Raw genomic sequence first — 26,265 nt, 5'->3', positions numbered from 1 at the left:
CTGGCGGCGTTCATGTCAATTGAAGCTGCCGCATGGCGTCATGCTCGACGACAACGGGCGATTCGCCGTGCGCCGGCGACACTGTCGGCCCGGCTGCAGGCCCGTTGTTGCGGTCCTGGATCTGCCGGCGAGGTCACACAGTTTTCATTTTGCTGTGACCTTAGGAGACGGTGGGCGGGCGGACGGAGCAATTGCGGCATGTTGGTGTCTTGGCATGGTTTGACTGCGCGGCTGTTGGGTTTCTTGCTTCTCGTGGGCATGGTCGTATCGCCCTGCCGGGCGGGTCCGCAGGACATGCTGGCGTTGATGCAGCGCATTACGTCGCTGGCGAAGGAGGGCCGCTACGGCGAGGCGGTGGGGCTTGCGCGAAAGCTCGTTGGCGAGGCCGAGAAGAGCGCGGGCCGGCAGTCGCCGCTGACGGCAACCACGCTGGTGGTGCTGGGTCAGTCGCTCCAGGCGCAAGGCGAGACGACGGAGGCTGAAGCCGTGCTGCGGCGGGCTCTTGCGATTCGCGAGAAGAGCCTCGGGCCCAATCATCCAGACGTCGCCGCCGTGCTCGGCACGCTCGGCCAGATCGAGCTCGGCCTGAACCGGCTGAGCGAGGCCGAGCGGGACATGTCACGCGCCATCGCCATCAACGAGAGCGTGCTGGGCTCCGACCATCTCACGACGGCCCTTGCGCGCATGCAACTCGGCAATCTCCGCCACCGTCAGATGAAGGAGACCGAGGCGCTCGACATGTTCAGTCGCGCGCTCGTGGTCTTCAGGAAGACTTCGGGGCAGGCTGACATCATGATCCCGGTGACGCTGAACAACATCGCGGAGGTCAATCGCGCGCAAGGCCGGTTGCAGCAGGCCGAAGCGAGTTTCGCCGAAGCGCTCGCGCTTCAGGAGAAGCAGCACGGCGCGGACAGCATCTATCTGACCGCGACGCTGAGCAATCTCGGCGAACTCCGGCGTGCGCAGGGCCGGCTTCAGGACGCCGAGCAATTGGCCCGGCGGGCTCTGGCCATCAGGGAGAAGACGCTCGGGCCCGATCATTCCGACGTCGCGGCGAGCCTCAACAATCTCGCTTTGGTGTTTTCGCGAGAAGGCCGGGACGCCGAGGCCGAGGGGCTGCTGACGCGGGCGCTCGCCATCCAGGAAAAAGCTTTCGGAGCGGCGCATCCGAACGTGGCGACGGCTCTGAACAATCTTGCCGAGGCCTGGGCCCATCTCAATCGCAAGCAGGAGGCCGAGCAGATCTTGCGCAAATCGCTCGCCATACGCGAGAAAGCGCTCGGTCCCGGGCATCTCGACGTTGCCATCGCTCTCGACAATCTGGTGACCTTGCTGGGCGACGGTGATCGGTACGCCGAGGCTGAGCCGTTCGCGCGCCGCTCGCTCGCGCTACGCGAAGCCGCCCTCGGCGCCTCTCACCCGCTGGTCGCGAACAGCCTGAACAATCTCGCCGTCATCCTGGACAGCACCGGCCGGGCGCAGGAGGCCGAGCCGCTCCTGAAACGCGCGCTGGATATCCGACTGCACGCGCTCGGCGAGACGCATCCGGACATCGCCTCTAGCCTAGCCAATCTCGGCGCCCATTTTCTCGATTTGCAGGACTGGCCGCAGGCGCGCGCCGCATTTGCGCGGGCGGTGGCGATCCAGAGCGGTCGCCGGATCGCGGAGTTCGGCGAAGAGGGTCGCAGCGACCTCAAAGCCCGTGAAGACACCAATCCATATCCGGGATTGATCGCCGCCGCCTACAATCTCGCGCGCGCCGCCAATGACGAGCAGAGGAGCGCCTTGCGATCGCAGGCGTTCGAGGCGGCGCAGTGGATCGGTGACGAGCAGGCCGCGCGGGCGATAACCGCGATGTCGGCCCGCATTGCCGATGGGCGCAATGATCTGGCGGCCCGCGTCCGGGAGCGGCAGGACCTCGGCACGCAGGCGGCGGCGACCGACAAGCTGCTGGTGGCGGCGATCTCGCAAGCCAATGTCGCGCGCGATGCGGCCGCAGAACAGGCGCTTCGTGCCCGGGCCTCGGCCCTCGCGGATCAGATTCGGGAGTTGGATCGTACAATCGCCGCGCAGTTTCCGGATTATGCGGCGCTGGTGACCAGGACGCCGATCGCGATCGAGGACGTCCAGAGGCAGCTTCGTCCCAATGAGGCGGTGCTGCTGTTTGCGACGACCTCGCGCGCGACGTTCGTCTGGACCGTGACGCGCTCGGATGTGCGCTGGCATGCCGCCGATCTCGGCGAGAGCCAGCTCAAGGAGACCGTCGGCGCGCTGCGCTGTGGTCTCGACGCGGAGGCATGGCTGGACAAGGCATCCATGTGCCCGCAGAAGCTCGGCCGCAATGCTCCACTGGGCGCAGACGAGCCGCTGCCGTTCGATCAGGAGCGCGCCTTTGCGCTTTACCAGGCCCTGCTTGGTCCGGTTGCGCGCGACATCGACGGCAAGGAACTGATCCTGGTGCCGTCGGGCCCACTGGCGACGCTGCCTTTCCAGGTCCTGTTGACCGACAAGCCCGTGACGGGTGGAGACCTCGCGAAGGCCCCCTGGCTGGTCAAGCGATTTGCGACCACGGTGTTGCCGTCCGCCTCCAGTCTCAAGGCCCTGCGCCAGGTCGCGCGCGGGAGCACGGCGTCGAAACCGTTCCTCGGCGTCGGCAATCCCACGCTGGACGGCGATGGCCGCAGCGAGCTTTCGATCTCGCGCGCCAAGCTGGCGCGCCAGATCCAGAGCTGCGCCGTCATCCCGACGCAGGCTACCAAGGTCGCACAACGGAGCCTGCGCGCCGTCGACGCGCTGTCGGGCGCCACGGCGGACATTGCGCAGCTCCGGCGCCAGATGCCGCTGCCGGAAACCGCGGTCGAATTATGCGCCGTGGCCGACAGCTTCGCGCCGGTCAAAGGCGATGTCGTGCTCGCCAATGATGCGTCCGAGACGAGGATGAAGACGCTCAGCCAGAGCGGCGATCTCGCGAAATATCGCATCCTGCATTTCGCGACGCATGGCGCGCTGGCGGGGCAGGTGCGCGGCTCGATCGAGCCCGGGTTGATCTTGAGCCCGCCGGCGACCGCGACGCAAGCCGATGACGGCTATCTCTCCTCGTCGGAGATTTCGGGCCTTAGGCTCGATGCCGACTGGGTGATCCTGTCGGCGTGCAACACCGCCGGCGGCCAGGCTGCCAATTCCGAGGCCTTCTCCGGTCTCGCGCGGGCCTTCTTCTATGCGGGCACGCGCGCGCTGCTGGTCTCGCACTGGGCGGTCAACTCGGATGCCGCGGTTGTCATCACCACTGGCACGATGGATGCCATCAACGCCCATCCCGACATCGGCCGCGCCGAGGCGCTGCGCCGCTCGATCTCCGTCTTGATTGCGAGGGGTGGCGCGAATGCGCAGCCCGGCATCTGGGCGCCGTTCGTGCTGGTGGGCAATACCTCGATGTAGCGGCACGATGGATCAGCGCGTCGCGGCCGGCTTGCGCTCTGCCAGCGCCGTGGCCATCGCCGAGATCAGCGGACGCATGAAATAGGCGTCTTCCGCCGGCGAAACGTCGGTGCGCAGGCCGTGAGCGGCGAGCTCGCCCGACACCGCCGGGCCGACCGACGCGATCAGCGTCCGTTCGAGACCGGCGCGCAGCTTGGCCTCGCTGCCATGCGCCTTTGCCGCCTCGATCAGGCGGCGGACCTGGCCGAGATTGGTGAGCGCGAGCGCATCTATCCGCCCCGCGGCCATGTCGTCGATCGCCGTGACGATGTTGGTATCGGCTGCGCTGGAATCGTAGACATACGGCAGCACCGTATCGATCGCGGCGCCTTGCGCGGCGATCGCGCCGGTCAGCGCGCTGTGATCCTTGTCCGGATAGAGCTGCAGGCCGAGACGCCGTCCATTGAGGTCGAGCTTGCCCAGCATCTCGATCACGCCGTCGGTGGTCGGTTTCTCCGTGGTCTGCTGCGCCTCCAGACCGACCTCGCGCAGCGCCTTGCCGGGCTTTGGGCCCCGCGTGAATTTCCGGGTCTTGGCGAGCGCCGCAACGAGCGCGGAATCGAGCCCGCGGGCGCGGGCCAGCTTCATGATCCGCCGCAGGCCTTCGCCGGTCATCAGCACGAGGTCGTCAAGCGGCTTCTCGATGGCGCGGCGGATCCAGGCCTCGACCGGGGCCGGGTCCGGCGCATCGTGGATGGTGAACATCGGGCATTGCACGACCTCGGCGCCTTGCTCGGCGAGCAGCTTGGAAAACTGCGCCTCTTCGCGCGTTTCCAGGATCAGGATGCGGGTGCCGTTCAAACGGTCGGCCATGGGGATTCTCCGGTGGTCATTCGCAATCGTCCGTTCATCCTGACTCCGTGGTTGGGATTGGCGCAAGGGCAGCGTCGGTGCTAGAGCATGGCGCAACTCGCGGATCTACCGCTGCACAATCCTTCATCAAGAGCCAAGCCGTTCATCAACATGCCCGATCATCAATATGTTCTGACCTTGTCCTGTCCGGACCGGCCTGGCATCGTCTCGGCGGTGTCGACGTTCCTCGCCCACAACGGACAGAACATTCTCGACGCCCAGCAGTTCGACGACATCGAGACCAAGAAATTCTTCATGCGCGTCGTGTTCACCGCGGCCGACCTTGCCGTGGAACTGTCGGCGCTGCAGACCGGCTTTGCGGCGATCGCCGAGCGTTTCGGCATGGAATGGCAGATGCGCGACCGCGCCGCGCATCGCAAGGTGATGCTGCTGGTGTCGAAGTCCGACCACTGCCTAGTCGACATCCTCTATCGCTGGCGCACCGGCGAATTGCCGATGACGCTCGCTGCGATCGTCTCCAACCACCCGCGCGAGGTCTATGGTGGGCTCGATTTCGGCGGGATCCCGTTCCACCATCTGCCGGTGACCAAGGAGACCAAGCGCGAGCAGGAAGCGCAGATCATGGAGCTCGTCTCGAACACGAAGACCGACCTCGTCGTGCTCGCCCGCTATATGCAGATCCTGTCGGATGATCTGTCGGCGAAGCTTTCGGGGCGCTGCATCAACATCCACCACTCGTTCCTGCCGGGCTTCAAGGGCGCAAAGCCGTATCACCAGGCCCATGAGCGTGGCGTCAAGCTGATCGGCGCCACGGCCCATTACGTCACGCGCGATCTCGACGAGGGCCCGATCATCGACCAGGACGTCGAGCGCATCAGTCATCGCGACACGCCGGAAGATCTCGTCCGCAAGGGGCGCGACATCGAGCGCCGCGTGCTCGCCCGCGCGATCCGCTACCATCTCGACGACCGCGTCATCCTCAACGGCCGCAAGACCGTGGTGTTCGTGGATTAGCATCGCAGCTGCACGTCAGGCGTGTTCATTGCTGCACTGCCGAATTTTCCCTAGCCCCTCGACAACCCCCGGACCACTGGGCAAAATCCATGCGGGGCTTGGGGGAATGCTACATGGGCATGGGGCGATCTGGCTGCGCTGGTCAGGATCACGCGTCGACTTCATTGATTTCAACCAAAGTTGTTTCGCCCGCCAAACGCGTGATCCTGGCGGCGCTCGGCTTTGCTTTTGTCCCGTCACTCTGGATCCAGTCGGTGGCGGCGGAGGAATTGCAGGTCCTCGTCAACGGCGCAGTCTATGTGGTCAACGGGACCGAGGTTGCGCGCCAGGGAGGACATGAGCCGGTTGAGGACGAGACGCGCCGGCAGGCACTCCTGACGGCGGGCGTGTTGAACGAGCAAATTCGAAATTCCGACTCCAACCGGGCGTTCTTCAGTCCGGCCAACCGGGCGGCTATTTTCGCCGATCAGGCCTCGGGGCGACTTGTCGAGAGCTGGCAGCGTTCGCTTCCAGAGAGTGCGTCCCCCGGCTCGCGCGCCGGCGAATCGGCGCTGGCGGCTGCGAAACAGAAGTTCAAGGCGTGGGCGGCCGAAGCCGCGGCCAACCCGAACAAGCTCGCATTGGCCGTCGTTCGGACAGACTATCTGAACGGCATCGCGGCCTATCGGGAGAACGCCGCGATCTATCGCAAGATCGTCAAGCAGAATGCGCCACTGTCCTACGACGAGGCCATCCAGTTCCTGTCGAACCAATTGATGACGGCGCGCCTCGCCCGCGCCAGGTCCCTCGAAGAGCAGTTGATGGTGGGCGCGTCCGACGACGGACTGCAGGCGGCGGTCGGGCAGCCGCGCGACGCGCGAGAGCTTGCCGGTCGGATCGAGAGTGAGATCGGCCGCATCGGCCAGATCAGGTCCCCCGCCGACCTCGAGCAGGCGAACCAGCGCATACGGCGCATTGCGGAGTCCAGCGTGCTGCAGGGCTACCGAGAGTCCGTAAAGCCGCCAATGGTGCGGCTTTCGGGGAATGGTGCGCCGGTCAGTGCGGATCGCCAGGATTCGCCAAGCGGTGTCAGCGGTGATGCGTCGCCGCAGGGCCGGTCCGCCGCAGAAGCTCCCGCGAATGCTCCGGCCGCGACCTCTCCGCAGGGCACATCCTCAGCGGCAGCTCAGCAGATAACTGCGGAGCAACGCACGACGGATGGTCGACCGGTCTCCGGGCAAAATCCGAGCGCGGCCGAAGCCAATCGAGCTCAAAGCGCGCCGGAAGGCCAGGCCGCGGGCGCTGCCCCCGATTCCAAGGACACGCTGGCGGCGCGGAATGTCGACCGGAGCCAATCGGGCCGAGGCCCCGTTCTGAGGGGGACTGGCGATAATCTGCAAACCTATTCGTCCAAAGGGTACCACAGTCCGGATGGCTTCGTTTTCAATCCATCGCATGCGCGCTGGGAGAACCCGGCGGATCCCACTCAAACGCGCATTCCGGCCGTGATGCTCTGCTGCGACGAGACGGGTCTCGCATTTCCCGGCGACTCGCTCGAAGCGCACCAGCAATCGTCTGGTGAATGGGATGGCGCCAGCGTCGATCCGAATTGCGGCCGGCTCTATGCTTGTGGCGCCGCCAAGGCCAAAGCGGCCGCTGCGATTGATCCGGCAAGCCCCGGCCCCGCGGACAAGGATCAGGAGATCCTGCGGGGCGTCGAGTATCTCGCGCAATTGCCGGAGGAAGACCGGGACGAGGCGTTCGCGAAATTCATTGTCGGGCTGCCCAGCGAATATCGCCGCCGCGCGATCCTCGCGGTCCGCGCGAAGCAGCAGCAACTCGCTCGTCCCCAGAATGCTCCGGCCAGACAGGCCGGGCCGCCGTCAGCTGGACCGCAGACCAAGCCCCGGTATCGGGAGTCCGATGTGAGCGGGTTAAGCAGCGTCAGCTCCCGATACGACCCGGTGACGCAGACTTCTGCAAAGACGATCGTCTCGAAGTATCAGTCGATCCCCGGCGGAGTGACGCTCGAAGGGATCGCAGACCTGAAGTTCGCCAACAAGGTAACGTATCTCGCGAAGGCCAACGCCTTCATCCTGAATGACGACCTTGTCTACGTGAACCCGGTCACCGCAGACGAGCTTGCGCAGATCTACAAGGCTCTCCTCGCCGACGACAAGCTTGGTGTTTCGCTCGGCGAGGCGGTCTCGCTCGTCTATGGTGCTCTGCCCAAGAATGGCACGGTCGTTCGCAACCTCAAGACCGCCGATCGCTTTCTCGGCGCGATCACGTTCACGAATGCGGAACTCACCGACTACAAGTTCTTGCCGGGGTACGTGACGAAGCCCGTCATATCGAGCAACGTTGCGGTTTACTTCAACATCAGTGAAATAGCTCTCGCCGAGACTGATGATGGAGAGCTGAAGCGCTCGCGTATCAACCTCGCAACGACGCTGGTCCCCTTGACGACGCCGTCGGCAACAGGCGGGCATCTTCCTGACGGTCATCGCATTGCCCGGGGCGACATCTCGCCTTCCCACGTGGCCAATCTCAAGCACCTGCAGGACAATTTCAGCTACTACGCACGCGAGAGGATCGTCCGGACCGTGCTGGCTTACGGTGAAGTGGCCGCGTTTGCGCGCGCGCTGAACGCGGCTAATCTGAAGTTGGACCTCAAATGAAGATATCCAGACGACTCTCGCAGTTGGCTTTCGGTTTGGCTCTCTTGAGATGTCTTGCGCCCGACGCAGCCACCGCCCAGACCAATCAAGACCTCAAAGTGTGCCGCGATATCAAGGCAGATCCCGCCGCAATTATCCAGTCATGCGGCGCGTTTCTTTCCACCCGGCGCACCGTTGACGGTCGCCCCGCGCCGGCCACCGCGCTTGCAGCGATCGCGGCGTTCCGTGGATTTGCCTATGTACGGACGGGCGAGCAGAATCGCGCGCTGGCAGATTACGACTATGCATTGAACATCGATCCCAAGGCTGGTTACGCTTACGGACTGCGCGCCAATCTCCACGCCGCCAAACGTGAGGTGAAGGCCGCGCTGGAGGATTACGATCGCGCGATACAACTCACCAAAGGAACGGCCCTGGGCGAGAACTACGCGAACCGCGGCACCGTCTATCTGAGCGTAGGCGAAGACGCTTTGGCGGATTCCGATTTCAAGAACGCCGTCCGTTTCGACCCGAAGTCGCGGCCGCGGATCGAACTCCAGAAGGAGCGGATCGGATCGTGGGTGGCCTATCTGAAGGAAATCCAGGCGGATGGGGACTACGAGAACTGGCGCCAGCCGCCGTTTGATGCAGCCCGGGAAATCAATTAGCTCTGATAGCGCGTCCGGCGGCCTTCGCTAGCGAACGGCGTCTTTCGAGGTCGATCCGGTCGTGCCCTTCTGCGCCTGCTCTTCCTTCTCGCGGTCCGCTGCCGGCAGCAGCCGCTTGCGTTCGCGCTCCTTCATGTAGGCGTCGTATTGCGGCGTCCCCGGTCGCGGCGGGGCGTCGGCCGGCAGGCCGCCGGCCCATTGGGGGATGGAGTCGCCCATGCCGGCGGAGAGCCTCTCGTTGACCGTGCCGCAGCCTGCAAGGGTGGAAGCGAGCAGGGCGACGGCAGCGATCGAAAGCGGACGGGTGCGCATGGACATCTTTTGGGTCGTGCCCGATCGGGCCTGGAGGCTGAGCACCGGATGGCGTCAGCGGCAAACCATAGCTCTCAACCAGTAAAATTGGCCTATTCAGCGGTGGGCGAGAATGTATACATGATAGGTATTATAATACACAAACTTCGGCCTTGAAGCGCTCGTTTCAGCTGATACGGTATACATTGCGTGCTTACGTTTAGTGGTTCGGGGGCAGCGTGACGAGGGGCTTCACCGCGCAGTCGTGAGATGTCCAGATTCTGCAAGTGAGAGGCGGAATCCTCCATCCACTGCATCGTGCGGCCTCCTTACAGTGGCGTGTCAACGAGCCATCCCCACTCGGTCAGGGGCTTTTTTGTTGACAGGACCATCTTCTTTGTACAATCGTACAAATCTCTCCCGTTGGCGTTGAGGGCGGATCACGCGGCTTGCGCCGAATGGTCGCCCAACGTCCGATTGACAACGGGGTTGCAGAGGACGCCATGTGGCCGCACGGCATGGCTTGTCCGTAAGTTAAAGAGCGGCAAGGACCGGGCACTCGGTCCGGCTCACAAGAACGCAGGAATGAAGGGGAGGGACATTTGATGTTCGAACGCAAGATCTTTTCGCGCGCCGCGGCAGCGGCCGTCATCGCAAGCTTCGCGGCCGTCGCGCCGGCCAAGGCCGAGGACACCGTCAAGGTCGGCCTGATCCTGCCGATGACAGGCGGCCAGGCCTCGACCGGCAAGCAGATCGAGAACGCGATCAAGCTCTACATGCAGCAGAAGGGCGACACCGTCGCCGGCAAGAAGATCGAGATCATCCTCAAGGATGACGCCGCGATTCCGGACAAGACCAAGACCGCGGCGCAGGAGCTGATCGTCAACGACAAGGTCAACTTCATCGCCGGCTTCGGCGTGACGCCGGCCGCGCTCGCGGCCGCGCCGCTGGCAACACAGGCCAAGATCCCGGAAGTCGTGATGGCGGCAGGCACCTCGATCATCACCGAGCGCTCGCCCTATATCGTGCGTACCAGCTTCACGCTGGCGCAATCCTCGACCATCATCGGCGACTGGGCCGTGAAGAACGGCATCAAGAAGGTCGCGACGCTGACCTCGGACTATGCGCCGGGCAATGACGCGCTCAATTTCTTCAAGCAGAACTTCACCGCGGGCGGCGGCGAGGTCGTCGAAGAAGTCAAGACGCCGCTCGCCAATCCCGACTTCGCGCCGTTCCTGCAGCGCATGAAGGACGCCAAGCCCGATGCGATCTTCGTGTTCGTGCCGGCCGGCCAGGGCGGCAACTTCATGAAGCAGTATGCCGAGCGTGGCCTCGACAAGGCCGGCATCAAGGTGATCGGGCCGGGCGACGTCACCGACGACGACCTGCTCAACAACATGGGCGACGCCGTGCTCGGCACGGTCACCGCGCATCTCTACTCCGCGGCGCACCCCTCGCAGATGAATAAGGATTTCGTCGCAGCCTACAAGAAGGCGTTCGGCAATCGTCCGGGCTTCATGGCAGTCAGCGGCTACGACGGCATCCACCTGATCTACGAAGCGCTGAAGAAGACGAATGGCGACACCGACGGCACCAAGCTGGTCGAAGCCATGAAGGGCCAGAAGTGGGAGAGCCCGCGCGGCCCGATCTCGATCGACCCCGAGACCCGCGACATCGTGCAGAACATCTACATCCGCAAGGTCGAGAAGGTTGACGGCGAACTTTACAACGTCGAGTTCGCGACCTTCGAGGCAGTCAAGGATCTCGGCAAGACCAAGAAGTGACGCGCGAAAGCGCGTCGTCCCGGAGCGCGCTTCGCGCGCATCCGGGATCTCGCCCCACTCTAGCGTCGTGCCCGGGCTTGTTCCGGGCATCCACGCAAAGCCCAAGAAGAGAACGGCCAGACAAGAACGTGGATGGCCGGGACAAGCCCGGCCATGACGAGACGAGTAACTCCAAGCTGACACGATGACCTCCATCCTCACCAACCTGTTCGATGGCGTTGCCTACGGCATGCTGCTGTTCGTGCTCGCTTGCGGGCTTGCGGTCACGCTCGGCTTGATGAACTTCGTCAACCTCGCGCACGGCGCCTTCGCCATGGCCGGCGGCTATGTCTGCATGGTGCTCGTCAACCGGATGGGCTGGCCGTTCTTCGCCGCGCTGCCGCTCGCCTTCGTCTCGTCGGCGGCAATCGGCATCGCGCTCGAGCGCACGCTCTACCGCCACCTCTATACGCGCAGCCATCTCGACCAGGTGCTGTTCACCATTGGTCTTACGTTCATGTCGGTCGCCGCCGTCGACTACATCCAGGGATCATCGCGCGTCTTCATCAACCTGCCGGCAGCGCTGCAGGGCCAGTTCGACCTGTTCGGCGTCGGCATCGGCCGCTACCGCCTGATGATCATCGTGATCTGCGGCCTGCTCACCATCGCTCTGCAGATGGTGCTGGCCAAGACGCGCTTCGGCAGCCGGTTGCGCGCCGCGGTCGATGATCCGCGCGCCGCGAGCGGCCTCGGCATCAACGTGCCGCAGGTGTTCGCCTTCACCTTTGCCTTTGGCTGCGGACTCGCCGGTCTCGGCGGTGCGCTGAGCGCCGAGATCCTTGGCCTCGATCCGTATTTCCCGCTGAAGTTCATGATCTACTTCCTGATCGTGGTGACCGTCGGCGGCTCCTCCTCGATAACAGGCCCGTTCCTGGCCTCGCTGCTGCTCGGCATTGGCGACGTCGCCGGCAAATATTACGTGCCGAAGATGGGCCCCTTCGTGATCTACACCATGATGATCGTGATCCTGATCTGGCGCCCGAACGGCCTGTTCGGCCGCACGGCCGCGCGTTGAGTTTGCCGATGAGCGCTGCTTCCGACGTCGGATATCACGCCCAGCGCCAGGCACGCTGGACTTACGGAGAAGCCGCCTTCTGGCTGATCGTGCTGGCCTGTGGCTTCGTCTTTCCCACGCGCTATCTGATCATGACCGACATCCTGCGGCTCGCGTTGTTCGCGATGTCGCTCGATCTCATCCTCGGCTATGCCGGCATCGTCTCGCTCGGCCACGCCGCCTTCTTCGGCGTCGGGGCCTATGCGGCGGGGCTTCTCGCGCTGCACGGGATCATCAACGAGCCCGTGCTCGCGTTGATCGTCGCCGGCCTTGCCGCAATGGTGCTCGGCTTTGCCACCAGCTTCCTTGTGATCCGCGGCGTCGACCTGACGCGCCTGATGGTGACACTCGGCATCGCGTTGCTGCTGGAAGCACTCGCCGAACGCTTCTCCAACATCACCGGTGGCACCGACGGCCTGCAGGGCATCGAGATGCAGCCGATCTTCGGCCAGATTCCGTTCGACATGTTCGGCAAGGCCGGCTTCTTCTATTCGCTGGCTGTCCTGTTCCTGTTGTTCCTGTTCGCCCGCCGCGTCGTGCATTCGCCGTTCGGCCTGTCTCTGCGCGCGATCAAGAACAACCCACTGCGCGCGGCGGCGATCGGTATCCCCGTCAACCGCCGCCTGATCGCCATCTACACGCTGGCGGCCTTCTATGCCGGCATTGCCGGCGCGCTTTTCACCCAGACCACGGCGATCGCCTCGCTCGACGTCTTCGCCTTCGAACGTTCGGCCGACCTGATGCTGGTGCTCGTCATCGGCGGCACCGGCTATCTCTATGGCGGGCTGATCGGCGCGGTGATCTTCCGCATGCTCCAGGAATTATTCTCCACCATCACCCCGCAATATTGGCAGTTCTGGATCGGCCTCGTGCTGGTCCTGATCGTGCTGATCGGCCGCCAGCGCCTGCATCGTTGGGTGCTGTACCTGCCCAACCTGGTCATCAGGCGGGTTGCAGGGCGCAAGGCCGTCGTTGCCGTGCCGGAGAGCGATTCATGACCATCGCGCTCGAAACCCAGAATCTCGAAAAGCAGTTCGGCGGCCTGCGCGTCACCCGCGATTTGTCCTTGAGGATCGAGCAGGGTGCCCGCCACGCGCTGATCGGTCCGAACGGCGCCGGCAAGACCACGGTGATCAACCAGCTCACCGGCGTACTCAAGCCGAACTCGGGGCGCATCCTGCTCGAAGGCCAGGACATCACCGATCTGCCCGTACACAAACGCGTGCTGCGCGGCCTGTCGCGCACCTTCCAGATCAACCAGCTCTATCCCGACCTGACCCCGCTCGAAACCATCGGCCTTGCCGTTTCCGAGCGTCTCGGCCATGGCGGCGACTGGTGGCGGCGGATGGGGACGCGCAGCGACGTCAATGGCGAGATCGCCGATCTGCTCTCGCGCTTCCACTTGCTCGACGTCATGAACGAGCAGACCGTGACGTTGCCATACGGCAAGCAGCGCCTGCTCGAGATCGCGGTCGCGATTGCGGCCAAGCCCCGCGTGTTGTTGCTCGACGAGCCCGCTGCCGGCGTGCCCGAGAGCGAGCGTCACGATATTCTCGCCGTGGTCGGCGCGCTGCCGCGCGACGTCACCGTGCTCTTGATCGAGCACGACATGGACCTCGTCTTCTCCTTCGCCGACCGCATCTCGGTGCTGGTCTCTGGCGCGCTGCTGACCGAAGGCCCGCCCGAGCAGGTCGCGCGCGATCCGCAGGTCAAGGCGGTCTATCTCGGCGAGGAGGCGGTCAATGTCTGACCTGCTCGCGATCGAGGCATTGCGCGCCGGCTATGGCGAGGCGGTGGTGCTGCCCAACATGTCCTTGCGCCTCGCCGAGGGGCAGGTGCTGGCGCTGCTCGGCCGCAACGGCACCGGCAAGACCACGCTGATCAACTCCATCGTCGGCGTCACGCGCCGCTTCTCCGGCTCGGTCGCGCTCGCCGGCACCGACGTCACGAGCCTGCGGCCCGACCAGCGCGCGCGCGCCGGCATCGGCTGGGTGCCGCAGGAGCGCAATATCTTTCGTTCCCTCACGGTCGAGGAGAACATGACCGCGGTGGCGCAGCCTGGCCCCTGGACGGTCGAGAGGGTCTACGAGATGTTCCCGCGGCTGAAGGAGCGGCGGAGCAATTTTGGCAACCAGCTCTCCGGCGGCGAGCAGCAGATGCTGGCGATCGGCCGCGCGCTGACCTTGAACCCGAAAGTGCTGCTGCTTGACGAGCCGACCGAAGGCCTTGCCCCGATCATCGTCGAGGAGCTCTTGAAGGCGATCGGGACCATCACCCGGGCGGGCGGCATCTGCTCCATCATCGTCGAGCAGAATGCCCAAAAGATTCTGGGGCTCGCCGACCGCGTTGTGATATTGGAGCGCGGAACGATCGTCCACGACGCTCCGAGCGCCGCGCTGAAGGCCGACCCTTCGGTCCTGGAACGCCATCTCGGCGTCGCCGGGGCGGCGGCCCACTAAACTAAAATGTCCAGGGAGTAAGACATGCAGCGAACCAAAGCCCCCTTCCGCGCCGACGAGGTCGGCAGCCTCCTGCGTCCGGCCAAGATAAAGGAAGCCCGCAGCCGGCTCGAGAAGGGCGAGATCTCGGCCGACGATCTGCGCAAGATCGAGGACATGGAGATCGAGAAGGTCGTGCACAAGCAGGCCTCGGTTGGCCTGAAGCTCGCGACCGACGGCGAATTCCGCCGCTCCTGGTGGCATTTCGACTTCCTGGCCAAGCTCACGGGATGCGAGCTGTTCCATCCCGACGCCGGCATCCAGTTCGCGGGCGTGCAGACCCGTCACGATGCGGTGCGCGTGATCGACAAGCTCGACTTCCCCGCCGATCACCCGATGCTCGACCACTTCCGCTTCCTGAAGAAGGTCGCTGACCAGGCCCACGTCACCGCCAAGATGACGATCCCGTCGCCCGCGGTGCTGCACTTCCGCGGCGGCCGCAAGTCGATCTCCAAGGACGTCTATCCCGATCTCGAGGCGTTTTACGAAGACCTCGGCAAGACCTATCGCAAGGCCGTCAAGGCGTTCTACGACGCTGGCTGTCGTTATCTGCAGTTCGACGACACCGTGTGGGCATACCTCTGCTCGCAGGAGGAATTGCAGAAGGCGCGCGAGCGCGGCGACAATCCGGACGGCCTGCAGCAGATCTATGCACGCATCATCAACTACGCGCTGGCCGAGAAGCCCGCCGACATGGTGGTGACGACGCATGTGTGCCGCGGCAATTTCCGTTCGACCTGGATTTCCTCGGGCGGCTACGAGCCGGTGGCCGAAACCATGCTCGCCGGTACCAATTACGACGGCTACTTCCTGGAATATGACAGTGATCGTGCGGGCGGCTTCGAGCCGCTACGCTTCCTGCCCAAGGGCAACAAGGTCGTCGTGGTCGGCGTCATCACCTCGAAGTTCGGCGAGCTCGAGAAGAAGGATGACATCAAGCGCCGCCTCGAGGAAGCCGCCAAGTTCGCGCCGCTGGAGCAGCTCGCGCTCTCCCCGCAATGCGGGTTCGCCTCGACCGAGGAGGGCAACATCCTCTCCGAGGAAGAGCAGTGGGCCAAGCTCAGCCTCGCGGTCGAGATCGCCAAGGAAGTGTGGGGCAATTAAGCCTCGCACTGTCGGTTGCCTAGGTAGCGGCGAGGCTCTCCACACACTCACTGTCATTCCCCGCGAAGGCAGGGAATCCGGCAAGCCGCGGCCGCTCTATAGGCCGCGGCCGTCACGGAGTGCTGGATCGCCCGATCAAAGTCGGGCGACGACACCGGGCATGTGGCTGATAGCTCCGCGATCCTGACGTTACGACGCAAAAGCCCGCCCTCACTTCTCCGCCAGATACACCTCGCCCAGCAGCGACGAGTTCGACCACGGCACTTGCTTGTTCTTCGTGGACGAGACCACCTCCGCTCGCACCCGCGTCAGCATCTGCTGCACCTCCAGCCCTGGCGTGCCGAGGTGGCGGGAGAGCGCGGCGGAGAACGGCGAGTTGGCGCCTTCGCCGTCGAGTGCGACCTGGCCCGGCGCGGTCGCGAAGGCGATCAGCGTGCCGGCTCCCAATGTCGCGCCGCTGCCGAGGCTGGTCGGTGCTGCGAGACCGGAGGCGCCTTCGATGCCGCGATTGGTGCCGGCGCTTGCCACCTGCTGTGCCATGGGATTGTTGCGGCAGGCATCGAAGATCAAAATGTTGGTGCGCACCTGGTCGTCGAGGCCGGCCATGATCGTGTCCATGTCGATCATCCCGTCCGTCATGGCCGTGCCCGGCTTGAGCGCGACGTCGACGGGAATGAGATAGTTGCGGCCGTCGACCTGCACGCCATGGCCGGCATAGTAGACCACCGCGACCTGCGCCCGGGCCGCCTCGCGCAGGAAGTCGCGCGTCATCTTCTGCATCGCGGCACGGTCCAGATCGATACCCTCCGACACGGTGAAGCCGATGTCGCGCAGGCTCCTGGCGACGGCGCGCGCGTCGTTGGCCGGATTGGGCAGCGCCTTGACATGCGCATAGGCGCCGTTGCCGATGATCAGCGCCATGCGGGCGCCGCGAATGGCCGGAGTGGGCGAGGCGGCCGGTGCCGCGCCGGTCTGCTGCGGGGCAGGAGTCATCGCCGGTTGCGGCGTCGGTGAGGGCGCATCGCGCGGGATCGGGGCGCTCGCGTCCGTCACCAGCGACAGCCGCACCTTGGCGGTGGCCTGGTTGGCCTTGCTGCCGGCGTCGGACGCCACGATCGCCAGTGTCGCGTTGTAGTCGTCGCGCGCGCGGGCGTAGTCACCCTTGGCTTCATAGGCCAGCGCGCGGTGTGTGTAGCCTGAGATCAGCACGCTGTTCGGCGGCGTCATGATGTTGGCCGGCGGCTTGTCCCTGGCGAGCCGGATTGCCTCGCTGCCATCGGCGATGGCGCGATCGAGATCGCCCTTGGCGCGCCAGATCGCGGTGCGGTTGATCAGCGGCTGCGGCAGCGACGGATCAAGCCGGATCGCCTGGTTGATGTCGGCGAGCGCACCGTCGAGATCGCCGAGTGCCTGCTTCGAGATGCCGCGGTTCTGGAACGAGAACGCCGATTTCGGATCGGCCTTGATCGCCATGTCGTAATCGGCGATGGCCTTGGCATAATCGTGCTTGCCGCGCCAGGCGTTGCCGCGATTGTGGAAGATGGTGCCGCTGGGCGGTCCGAGCTTCAGCGCGTCGTCGAAATCGCTGATGGCGATCTCGTAGTCGCCCTTGTCGTAATAGGCCGACCCCCTGAGATTGTAGGCCGCCTGGCTCGGATGGAGCCGGATCGCTTCGGTGGCGTCCGTGATGACCTTGGAATAGTCGCCCTTCTTGTTCCAGCCGACTGCGCGCCAGAAATGGATCGTCGCGAGCTGCTCGCCCCGAAACACCTTCAACGCGATGATCTTGTTGCAGGCATCGATCATCTTGTCCGCCGGCGTCGTGTCGGTGGTGCAGAGCGGCCCGAGCTGGTTGCGCGCCTGCGCGCCCGCGGGCGCGGACCACAGGAATGCTGTGAGGAGAGTAAGCGCGACGAGCAGGCGGCGCATGGCGATGGCTCGGTCAGAGGAGAAGCGCCTGTTTGTTGCCCGGCGGGCCGGCGGGGTTCATCCGCCCGCGGCGGCGCGCACGGGGCGGGAGAAGCCGAGATCCGCTATTCCCTCGGTGGGCAGATTTTGCTAGGGAATGCGTCCCACTCCGTTTGCCCACCGCATCCCATCCATGAAGAACGACGAAATCCTGAGCCAGATCACGGAGTTCTGCCGCACGGCGGACATGGCGGAATCGACGTTCGGCCGGCGCGCGGTGAACGATGGGAAGCTGGTGCATCGCCTGCGGGAGGGCAAGCGCATCACCATCGACACGCTGGAGCGGATCCAGGCCTATATCGCGGCATCGACGACCGGTGGCCTGCCGCCGCCGCGGGGGCTTCAGGTGCCCCCGGAAAAGCGGGATCCGCGCGGCAATTTCCGCTTCTTCGAGAACCGGCAGAAATACCTGCTGTTCGTCCACACCTGCAGCGAGAAACGGGTGGTCGCGGACCGGGTGGCGCTGGAGCTCGCCTCGATCCATCCGCGCCCGCCGGCCCTGCGCATCTTCGACGCCGGCGTCGGCGACGGCACGGTGCTGGCGCGGGTGCTCCGCGCAACGCACCAGCGCTATCCTCACATGCCGTTCTACGTCGCCGGCAAGGAGCTCAGCCTCGAGGACCTGCGCCTGACGCTGGAGAAGGTGCCGGACCGCATTTTCGAGCATCCGGCGTCGGTGTTCGTCTTCACCAACATGTTCTACTCGGAAGCGCCCTGGCTCACGCCGGCATCGCCTGCGGCGGCGGCAGCGACCGTCTGGCACGAGGTCCCGCTGCGGGGCGCCTCGTCGGGCGAGTTCGAGCAGCAGATCGCAGAGCTCCGGCCCTTCCTGGAGCAGAACTGGCGCGCCGCGATCAGCCCGCGCACCGCCATGCCGCTGTACGAGCGGCCCGTCGTTCTGGTGCTGTATCGAGAGGATCACAGGTTCCTGCTGGATTCGACCATTCCGCGGCCGGGCCAGACCGAAGCCAATTTCGACCTCGTCATCGCGTCCCAGCCCTACCGCGCTTTGTCCTCGGTCAACTTCCGGGCCAAGCGGATCATCGCACCGCTGGCGCGGGCACTGCGGCCGGGCGGGCGGCTGATCGGGATCCACTCCCATGGCCAGGATCCAGGCATGGAAATGATCCAGGCGATCTGGCCCGGAGAAAATCCTTTCGCGGTGAGCCGTCATGAGCTATTGCGCGCCGTTAAGTATGAACTGGGATCGGTGGGCCGCGACTTAAATTTTAATGCATATGCGGATAACCGCTCGATCTTCAGGTATGATATGGAAGCGCTGCCCAACGAGGTGACCGGGACGATCGGAACCTCGACGGCCTTTGCAGCGTGGAATGCGGCGGTGTATGTCGCTCAGATTGAGGACGACCGGTTGACGGAAATGACTCAAAACGGCCGCACTCTGGATGCCGCCAGGGACGTGCTGCGAAAGTACAATGGGCTCTGGTTTCTCGACGAATCCTACGTCATCTCGCGCCGGCGTGATTGACATCTCCACAGGTAAACATCGCAAACGCCCGCCGGCTTAGCGGCGGAACAAGGGGTTACTGATGCGCGCGTCCTATCTCTTTACCAGCGAGTCCGTGTCCGAAGGTCATCCGGACAAGGTCTGCGACCGCATTTCCGACGAGATCGTCGATCTGTTCTACCGCGAAGGGCCGAAGGCCGGCATCGACCCCTGGCAGATCCGCGCCGCCTGCGAGACGCTCGCGACCACCAACAAGGTGGTGATCGCGGGTGAGACCCGCGGTCCGAAGTCGGTGACCAACGAGCAGATCGAGGGCGTCGTCCGCGGCGCGATCAAGGACATCGGCTACGAGCAGGAAGGCTTCCACTGGAAGACCTGCGACATCGAGATCCTGCTGCATCCGCAGTCGGCCGACATCGCCCAGGGCGTCGATGCGCTGCAGCCGGGCGAGGTCAAGGAAGAGGGCGCGGGCGACCAGGGCATCATGTTCGGTTACGCCACCAACGAGACGCCCGATCTGATGCCGGCGCCGATCTTCTACGCCCACAAGATCCTCCGCCTGATCTCCGAAGCGCGCCACTCCGGGAAGGAGAAGGTGCTCGGACCGGACTCCAAGAGCCAGGTCACCGTGCAGTACGAGAACGGCAAGCCGGTCGGCGTGCGCGAGATCGTGGTCTCGCACCAGCATCTGGTCGAGGACATCTCGTCCAAGCAGATCCGCGACATCGTCGAGCCCTATGTGCGCGAGGCGCTGCCGATGGACTGGATCACGCCGAAGACGATCTGGCACATCAACCCGACCGGCAAGTTCTTCATCGGCGGCCCCGACGGCGATTCCGGCCTGACCGGCCGCAAGATCATCGTCGACACCTATGGTGGCGCGGCCCCGCATGGCGGCGGCGCGTTCTCCGGCAAGGATCCGACCAAGGTCGACCGCTCGGCGGCTTATGCCGCGCGCTACGTCGCCAAGAACATCGTCGCGGCCGGCCTTGCCGACCGCTGCACGCTGCAGCTCGCCTACGCCATCGGCGTGGCGCGTCCGCTGTCGATCTACATCGACACCCACGGCACCGGTAAGGTGCCGGAGGAGCAGCTCGAGAAGGCCGCGGCGCAGGCGATGGATCTGACGCCCCGCGGCATCCGCACCCATCTCGACCTCAACCGTCCGATCTACGCGCGCACCTCGGCCTATGGCCATTTCGGCCGCACGCCCGACAATGAGGGCGGCTTCTCCTGGGAGAAGACCGACCTCGTCGAGCAGCTCAAGCGCGCGCTCTAAGTCACTTGCTTCATTCCGGGGCGCCGCGACGGCGGCGAGCCCGGAATGACGAGCCAAACAGACAGGAACCCCCTATGAACGCGAAGCCCGGCTTCACCGATTACATCGTCAAGGACATTTCGCTCGCCGATTTCGGCCGCAAGGAGCTCTCGCTGGCCGAGACCGAGATGCCCGGCCTGATGGCCACCCGCGAGGAGTACGGCCCGAAGCAGCCGCTGAAGGGCGCGCGCATCGCCGGCTCGCTGCACATGACGATCCAGACCGGCGTGCTGATCGAGACGCTGGCCGCGCTCGGCGCCGACATTCGCTGGGTCTCCTGCAACATCTATTCGACGCAGGACCATGCTGCCGCCGCGATCGCGGCCGCCGGCATTCCCGTTTTCGCCGTCAAGGGCGAGACGCTGACCGAATACTGGGACTACACCGCAAAGCTGTTCGACTGGCACGGCGGCGGTCACCCGAACATGATCCTCGACGACGGCGGCGATGCCACCATGTACGTCCATCTCGGTCTGCGCGCCGAGAAGGGCGGTACCGCCTTCCTCGACAAGCCCGGTTCGGAAGAAGAGGAAGTCTTCTTCGCGCTGCTGAAGAAGCAGCTCAAGGAGAAGCCGAAGGGCTACTTCGCGGCGATTGCCGAGAGCATCAAGGGCGTGTCCGAAGAGACCACGACGGGCGTGCACCGTCTCTACGACATGCAGAAGGCCGGCACGCTGCTGTGGCCGGCGATCAACGTCAACGACAGCGTCACCAAGTCGAAATTCGACAACCTCTATGGCTGCCGTGAATCGCTGGTCGACGGCATCCGCCGCGGCACCGACGTGATGCTGTCGGGCAAGGTCGCGATGGTCGCCGGCTTCGGCGACGTCGGCAAGGGCTCGGCCGCCTCGCTGCGCCAGGCCGGCTGCCGCGTCATGGTGTCGGAAGTCGATCCGATCTGCGCGCTGCAGGCCGCGATGGAAGGCTATGAGGTCGTGACCATGGAAGACGCCGCGCCCCGTGCCGACATCTTCGTCACCGCGACCGGCAACAAGGACATCATCACGATCGAGCACATGCGCGCGATGAAGGATCGCGCCATCGTCTGCAACATCGGTCACTTCGACAACGAGATCCAGATCGCCAGCTTGCGCAATCTGAAGTGGACCAACATCAAGCCGCAGGTCGACGAGATCGAGTTCCCCGACAAGCACCGCATCATCATGCTGTCGGAAGGCCGCCTCGTGAACCTCGGCAACGCGATGGGTCATCCGTCCTTCGTGATGTCGGCATCGTTCACCAACCAGACGCTGGCGCAGATCGAGCTGTTCGCCAACAACAAGGACGGCAAGTACAAGAAGGAAGTCTACGTGCTGCCCAAGACCCTCGACGAGAAGGTCGCCCGCCTGCACCTCGCCAAGATCGGCGTCAAGCTCACCGAGCTCCGCAAGGACCAGGCCGACTACATCGGCGTCAAGCAGGAAGGCCCGTACAAGTCGGATCATTACCGCTACTGAGACGCAGCGTCCTGAACGCTAACGAGACTGAAATCGTCGAATCGACAATGGCCGGGCGCAACCCCCGGCCATTGCTCTATGCGGGGCCCGCAGGCGGCAAGCCGGTCAAGATTGCTTCTTTTGGTCGGGCCCGGTGCCACGCAATTGCACGAATTTTTGCAGCGTATCGAACCAGAATGGCGCGCCGAACAGCGCGGCGATCGCGCTGATGAGCCATCCCGGGATGACGAAGGCCCAGTTCAGGCCCGTGAAGAAATTGCCAAGGGCGCCGTTGCTCCAGCCGAAAGGCAGCTTAAGCTGTTCCAATTGCGCAAGCGCCTGTTGCGCAGTCGCGCCAGGCTGAGGCGAAATACCCTTGAGCAACATCGGCTGATCCCAGAGCGTCGCGGCAATCTTGACCGTGTCGATATTCAACGCGACCGCGACAACGAAAGCGATGATGAGCGACCATAGTTGTGTCTTGCGCTTGTACGAGCCCGAGACCCGCTCCATGCTTTGATCGAACCAGGAGGCGATCTCATCGCGAACCTGACCGAAATTGCCGTTCGTGCGGTCGACGATTCCGTTGAGAACGTCCTTCAGTTGCTGATCCTGAACCGTGCTTATGCTCGCTTTCAGCTCGGTGAGCGTCTGGGCGGGGTTGAGGTTGACCACGTCGGTCAGGGCGGACGCAAACAGCTTCGGATCGATGTAGGACGGCTTGATCGGCGGACTGGTGCCAGCGGTTGCAGTGCCACTCGAAAGACTGTTCACCAGGCCGTGGTTGTAGATGTCCACTGCCAGCCCAGTGAAGTTCTGATCGTTCAAGAGTTTCTTGACGCCTTCGAACAGTGTGTTCGCCCGCCAGGACATGGCCGAGGAAAGTGCCTCCGTGACCGTACTGGCGATCAGGCTGACGGTCAGAAAAGTGAAAATCAGGCCAATCGCGATATCCAATACATTGCTGCCAAACATGAAGCCCCCCACCAGATTATGAACTGAAAATCAAAGACTGTGCGTAGGCAAAAAGACCACCTATAGTAGTCGGCGCTACGGGACCGTCAACACGGCCCTCCCTTGCGTGGCTGCGCTATTATGTCATCTGATGGGGTATTGGCGCCGTCGAGGAGAAACGTCATGGCAAACCATTTCGACGTGCTGATCGTCGGTGCCGGCCTGTCCGGCATCGGCGCGGGCTATCATCTCCAGACCAAATGCCCGGGCAAAAGCTACGTCATTCTGGAGGGCCGCGACTGCATCGGCGGCACCTGGGACCTCTTCCGCTATCCCGGCATCCGCTCCGACAGCGACATGTTCACGCTCGGCTATTCCTTCAAGCCGTGGACCGATCCGAAGGCGATCGCGGACGGGCCGCAGATCCTGAACTATGTGCGCGAGACCGCGACCGAGAACGGCATCGACAAGCACATCCGCTTCCGCCATCGCGTCAAGCGCGCATCGTGGTCGACGCCAGACGCGCGCTGGACGGTGGAAGCCGAGCGCATCACGGGCGAGGGCGCGAGCGAGCTCGTGCGCTTCACCTGCAATTTCCTGTTCATGTGCTCGGGCTATTACAAATACGAGGCGGGCTATACGCCGGAGTTCAAGGGCGCCAGTGATTTCGCCGGCCGCATCGTGCATCCGCAGAAATGGACCGAGGACATCGACTATGCGGGAAAACGCGTCGTCGTGATCGGTTCGGGCGCCACCGCGGTGACGCTGGTGCCGGAGCTCGCCAAGAAGGCCGCGCAGGTCACCATGCTGCAGCGTTCGCCGACCTATGTGGTGTCGCGGCCGGCGCAGGATCCCGTCGCCAACAAATTGCGCCGCAATCTGCCGGCGCGGCTGGCCTATCATTTGATCCGCTGGCGCAACGTGATGTGGGGGATGTTCTTCTTCCAGCTCAGCCGGCGACGGCCGGACAAGGTGAAGAACCTGATCCTCGGCGGCGTGCGGATGGCGCTCGGCCCCGACTACGATGTCGCGACCCATTTCACGCCGCGCTACAATCCCTGGGACCAGCGGCTGTGCCTCGTGCCCGATGGCGACCTCTTCAAGGCGATCCGCGAGCAGCGCGCCAGCGTCGTGACCAACGAGATCGACACGTTCACGCATGACGGCATCCGCCTGAAGGACGGAAGCGAGCTTGCGGCCGACATCATCGTGACCGCGACCGGGCTGGTGCTCCAGGTCGTCGGCGGCCTCGAGGTCAGTGTCGACGGCCGGGTCGTCGATTTCGCCAAGACGTTGACCTACAAGGGCATGATGTATGCCGACGTGCCGAACATGGCCTCGGCCTTCGGCTACACCAACGCGTCCTGGACGCTGAAATGCGATCTCACCTGCGAATATGTCTGCCGTCTCATCAACTACATGGACCGGCACAATTTCCGCCAGTGCATGCCGCACAATGACGACCCCGCCATCACCGCGCAGCCTTCGCTCGATTTCACCTCGGGCTATGTGCAGCGCTCGGTGGCCAAGATGCCGAAGCAGGGCTCCAAGCAGCCGTGGCGGCTGTATCAGAACTACGCGCTCGACATCGTCACCTTGCGCTTCGGCCGCATCGACGATGGCGTGATGCGATACTCCTGACGGTTGTGACCCGCACGGTTAACGCCGGATTTACGGATCAGTCCTAGCCTGTCTCGGCCGGGGTTACTCGCAAGGCCAAGGTAAGCCCAATGGAAGCCCAGAGAATCGCAGTCGACGCCGTCGTCGCGCTCACCGATTGCGACCGCGACGCCGTCGTCGCCTTCATCCGCCGTCTCTATCAGGCTGGCGTCACCGACCCCAAGCGCCTGACCTTCAAGGGCCTCCAGGCGCTGTCCCGGACCTGATTTGGCTCGATCGGCCGGCGCCAGGTTCCTTCGTCCGCTCTCTCCAGTGTGAACGCAACCCAACGGTGAGCATCTTGTCGCGCCCGTTCGGCCGGAGTAGATGACGTCCCCGGCTGGGTTCACTGGGGAACGGGGAAATGTTGAAACAGCTTTTTGCGCCGCAACTCGTCATTCTTTATGTGTTGGCGGCCTCGACGATTTACGTCCACTTCCGCGGCAAGCAGCGGCTGCGCTTTGCGCGCCAGCTCGGCGATCACTCGACCTATCTGGCACCTTATAATGTGCTGATGTATGCGGGCTCGGCGGTGCCGAACAAGCCGGTGATCTCGGTCGAGCAGTTTCCGGAGCTGAAGCCGCTGAGCGAGAATTGGGAGACCATCCGCGACGAGGCCGTGCGCCTGTTCGACGAGGGTTTCATTCGCGCCGCCGCCAAGAATAACGACTGGGGCTTCTACTCGTTCTTCAAGAGCGGCTGGAAGCGGTTTTACCTGAAATGGTACGATGACTTCCTGCCCTCGGCGAACACGCTGTGCCCGAAGACGGTGGAGCTGCTCAAGTCGATCCCGAGCGTGCATGGCGCGATGTTCGCGATGCTGCCGCCGGGCGGCAAGCTCGGCGCGCACCGCGATCCCTTCGCCGGCTCGCTGCGCTATCACCTTGGCCTGGTCACGCCGAACTCGAACAAGTGCCGCATCCTGGTCGATGGCGTCGAATGCGTCTGGCGCGACGGCGAGGCCTTCATGTTCGACGAGACCTTCATCCACAGCGCCGAGAATGCGACCGACGTCAATCGCATCATCCTGTTCTGCGACGTCGAGCGCCCGATGAAGTTCGGCTTCATGACCGCGATCAACCGCTGGGTCAGCCATCACATCGTCAAGGCGTCGGCGACCCAGAACGTCGAGGGTGAGAATGTCGGTGTGCTCAACAAGGTGTTCGGCAAGCTCTACGAGATCCATCTTGCGAGCCGCAAGGTCAAGGAGTGGAACCGCAACGTCTACTACACGCTGAAATACTCGCTGACGGCGCTGATCCTCGGCCTCATCGTATATTCGGCACTGAATTGAAGCGCTGCAGGAGGGCGGATCAGCATAGCTTGGTTCGCCCTTGCATCGTGCCGATATGGAGTTCTTTGCTATCCTACCGTGATCGCCTGAGCTCGATCGGCATTGTCTAATGATGGTGCTTGTGCCCTGCGTGGCTGTCGGGACGCTGATAGCCCCGTAACTCTGCATATCGCTGCATCTGGCTCTGATCGAGCAAGGCAGCGGTCGACAAATGATATTTGAGGTGGCTCTCGCGGAGCTGCCCTTGCGTTTCGGCAATGGCTCCGATGCTCGTCTTGAGCGTTTCCGATGTGACCGCACGGGAGGCGAAAAGGTCTTCCAGCGCTCTTTCTTGTTCGACGAGCTTGTTACCCAGCGGAACGGTTTCCTGTTTCATGGCATCGAACAACCGCCGGACCTCGGCGCGTTGATCGGCGGTCAAGGCGAGGCGATCGCCGAGCTCGAGCACGTGGCTGGGACCGGGATATCCATTAAGCTCCGCGGCAAGAGCCAGGCCCATGCCACGTCCGGCACGAAGATCGTCGATCTGCTGCTGCGACAGCGCCTTGATGGAGCGCCCTTCCAGACCGGCATAGGGTTGGCTGGACTGTGCGCTGGCTGCGCTGCCGGTGAGGAGAAGAGCGGCAGCAAGCAGAAGGAGGCGGTTCATGAAGCTGGCTCCATCAAATCGAGCCAGCCGATGTCGAAGCATCAGAGCCGGCTGCGAGTTACCCCTATCGCGATCGAGTGATCCCGGAGCTAAATCTTGCTGGATGGCCCGGCTCATGGCAACAAAGATTGCCGTGAT

At 64.0% G+C, this 26,265-nt stretch carries 21 protein-coding genes; 16 read left to right on the top strand and 5 right to left on the bottom strand.

All coding sequences use genetic code 11. The features are described from left to right. The first annotated feature begins 306 nt into the window (after positions 1–306). Entirely contained in the window at positions 307–3,438 is a 3,132-nt protein-coding gene (locus XH83_RS24930) for a CHAT domain-containing tetratricopeptide repeat protein (RefSeq protein ID WP_194403347.1), read from the top strand. 12 nt (positions 3,439–3,450) lie between these two features. On the opposite strand, the gene XH83_RS24925 is transcribed toward XH83_RS24930, so the two are convergent. Further along, the gene (locus tag XH83_RS24925) at positions 3,451–4,290 is read right to left on the bottom strand and encodes a uroporphyrinogen-III synthase (protein ID WP_194403346.1); all 840 of its coding nucleotides are present in this window, start codon (positions 4,288–4,290) and stop codon (positions 3,451–3,453) included. Between the two features lie 150 nt (positions 4,291–4,440). Here XH83_RS24925 and purU point away from each other — a divergent pair, with 150 nt between their 5' ends. From purU to XH83_RS24910, 3 genes are all read left to right on the top strand, one after another. Then, positions 4,441–5,304: a formyltetrahydrofolate deformylase gene (gene purU, locus XH83_RS24920; RefSeq protein ID WP_194408393.1), complete on the top strand. Its 864-nt coding sequence runs from the start codon at positions 4,441–4,443 to the stop codon at positions 5,302–5,304. Positions 5,305–5,417: 113 nt separating this feature from the next. Beyond that, the gene (locus XH83_RS24915; RefSeq protein ID WP_194403345.1) at positions 5,418–7,964 is read left to right on the top strand and encodes a hypothetical protein; all 2,547 of its coding nucleotides are present in this window, start codon (positions 5,418–5,420) and stop codon (positions 7,962–7,964) included. Continuing rightward, positions 7,961–8,611, top strand: coding sequence for a hypothetical protein (locus XH83_RS24910; protein WP_194403344.1), 651 nt, complete (start codon positions 7,961–7,963; stop codon positions 8,609–8,611). The genes XH83_RS24915 and XH83_RS24910 overlap by 4 nt, the downstream gene beginning before the upstream one ends. 27 nt (positions 8,612–8,638) lie before the next feature. Here XH83_RS24910 and XH83_RS24905 read toward each other — a convergent pair whose 3' ends face one another. Then, a complete protein-coding gene (locus XH83_RS24905) occupies positions 8,639–8,929 on the bottom strand; it encodes a hypothetical protein (RefSeq protein WP_194403343.1) in 291 nt (96 codons plus the stop codon). Positions 8,930–9,507: 578 nt separating this feature from the next. On the opposite strand from XH83_RS24905, the gene XH83_RS24900 reads away from it, so the two are divergent. The 6 genes from XH83_RS24900 to XH83_RS24875 all read left to right on the top strand — a co-directional run bounded on the left by XH83_RS24900 (position 9,508) and on the right by XH83_RS24875 (position 15,381). Further along, positions 9,508–10,686 (top strand): ABC transporter substrate-binding protein, encoded by a 1,179-nt coding sequence (locus tag XH83_RS24900; RefSeq protein WP_194403342.1) that lies wholly within the window; start codon positions 9,508–9,510, stop codon positions 10,684–10,686. A gap of 184 nt (positions 10,687–10,870) precedes the next feature. Continuing rightward, on the top strand, positions 10,871–11,740 hold the full coding sequence (locus XH83_RS24895; protein ID WP_028143352.1) for a branched-chain amino acid ABC transporter permease: 870 nt from the start codon (positions 10,871–10,873) through the stop codon (positions 11,738–11,740). 8 nt (positions 11,741–11,748) lie between these two features. Next, entirely contained in the window at positions 11,749–12,777 is a 1,029-nt protein-coding gene (locus XH83_RS24890) for a branched-chain amino acid ABC transporter permease (protein ID WP_194403341.1), read from the top strand. After that, positions 12,774–13,529: an ABC transporter ATP-binding protein gene (locus XH83_RS24885; RefSeq protein ID WP_128918270.1), complete on the top strand. Its 756-nt coding sequence runs from the start codon at positions 12,774–12,776 to the stop codon at positions 13,527–13,529. Before XH83_RS24890 ends, XH83_RS24885 begins: the two co-directional genes overlap by 4 nt. After that, on the top strand, positions 13,522–14,238 hold the full coding sequence (locus XH83_RS24880; RefSeq protein ID WP_194403340.1) for an ABC transporter ATP-binding protein: 717 nt from the start codon (positions 13,522–13,524) through the stop codon (positions 14,236–14,238). The genes XH83_RS24885 and XH83_RS24880 overlap by 8 nt, the downstream gene beginning before the upstream one ends. A 24-nt stretch (positions 14,239–14,262) precedes the next feature. Then, positions 14,263–15,381: a cobalamin-independent methionine synthase II family protein gene (locus tag XH83_RS24875; protein ID WP_194403339.1), complete on the top strand. Its 1,119-nt coding sequence runs from the start codon at positions 14,263–14,265 to the stop codon at positions 15,379–15,381. A gap of 210 nt (positions 15,382–15,591) precedes the next feature. Here XH83_RS24875 and XH83_RS24870 read toward each other — a convergent pair whose 3' ends face one another. Next, positions 15,592–17,310 carry a caspase family protein gene (locus tag XH83_RS24870; RefSeq protein ID WP_194403338.1) on the bottom strand — a complete coding sequence of 573 codons (1,719 nt, stop codon included), beginning with the start codon at positions 17,308–17,310 and terminating at the stop codon, positions 15,592–15,594. Between the two features lie 172 nt (positions 17,311–17,482). Between XH83_RS24870 and XH83_RS24865 the strand changes: the two genes are divergently transcribed. From XH83_RS24865 to ahcY, 3 genes are all read left to right on the top strand, one after another. After that, on the top strand, positions 17,483–18,838 hold the full coding sequence (locus XH83_RS24865) for a hypothetical protein (protein ID WP_194403337.1): 1,356 nt from the start codon (positions 17,483–17,485) through the stop codon (positions 18,836–18,838). A 61-nt stretch (positions 18,839–18,899) separates the two neighbouring features. Next, positions 18,900–20,096: a methionine adenosyltransferase gene (gene metK / locus XH83_RS24860; RefSeq protein ID WP_194403336.1), complete on the top strand. Its 1,197-nt coding sequence runs from the start codon at positions 18,900–18,902 to the stop codon at positions 20,094–20,096. Between the two features lie 74 nt (positions 20,097–20,170). Next, entirely contained in the window at positions 20,171–21,592 is a 1,422-nt protein-coding gene (ahcY, locus tag XH83_RS24855) for an adenosylhomocysteinase (RefSeq protein WP_194403335.1), read from the top strand. Positions 21,593–21,697: 105 nt separating this feature from the next. On the opposite strand, the gene XH83_RS24850 is transcribed toward ahcY, so the two are convergent. Next, a complete protein-coding gene (locus tag XH83_RS24850) occupies positions 21,698–22,546 on the bottom strand; it encodes a hypothetical protein (protein WP_194403334.1) in 849 nt (282 codons plus the stop codon). A gap of 162 nt (positions 22,547–22,708) precedes the next feature. Here XH83_RS24850 and XH83_RS24845 point away from each other — a divergent pair, with 162 nt between their 5' ends. The 3 genes from XH83_RS24845 to XH83_RS24835 all read left to right on the top strand — a co-directional run bounded on the left by XH83_RS24845 (position 22,709) and on the right by XH83_RS24835 (position 25,478). Further along, positions 22,709–24,166 (top strand): NAD(P)/FAD-dependent oxidoreductase, encoded by a 1,458-nt coding sequence (locus tag XH83_RS24845; protein WP_194403333.1) that lies wholly within the window; start codon positions 22,709–22,711, stop codon positions 24,164–24,166. An 89-nt stretch (positions 24,167–24,255) separates the two neighbouring features. Continuing rightward, the gene (locus XH83_RS24840; RefSeq protein WP_194403332.1) at positions 24,256–24,411 is read left to right on the top strand and encodes a hypothetical protein; all 156 of its coding nucleotides are present in this window, start codon (positions 24,256–24,258) and stop codon (positions 24,409–24,411) included. Between the two features lie 137 nt (positions 24,412–24,548). Beyond that, positions 24,549–25,478, top strand: a complete 930-nt coding sequence (locus XH83_RS24835) for an aspartyl/asparaginyl beta-hydroxylase domain-containing protein (protein WP_194403331.1) — start codon at positions 24,549–24,551, stop codon at positions 25,476–25,478. Positions 25,479–25,584: 106 nt separating this feature from the next. Here XH83_RS24835 and XH83_RS24830 read toward each other — a convergent pair whose 3' ends face one another. Next, complete coding sequence (locus XH83_RS24830; RefSeq protein WP_194403330.1) at positions 25,585–26,127, bottom strand: Spy/CpxP family protein refolding chaperone; 543 nt, start codon at positions 26,125–26,127, stop codon at positions 25,585–25,587. Positions 26,128–26,265 lie beyond the last annotated feature (138 nt).

The organism is Bradyrhizobium sp. CCBAU 53351 (assembly GCF_015291745.1).
Lineage (GTDB): Bacteria > Pseudomonadota > Alphaproteobacteria > Rhizobiales > Xanthobacteraceae > Bradyrhizobium.
This window is presented reverse-complemented; position numbering and strand designations above follow the sequence as displayed.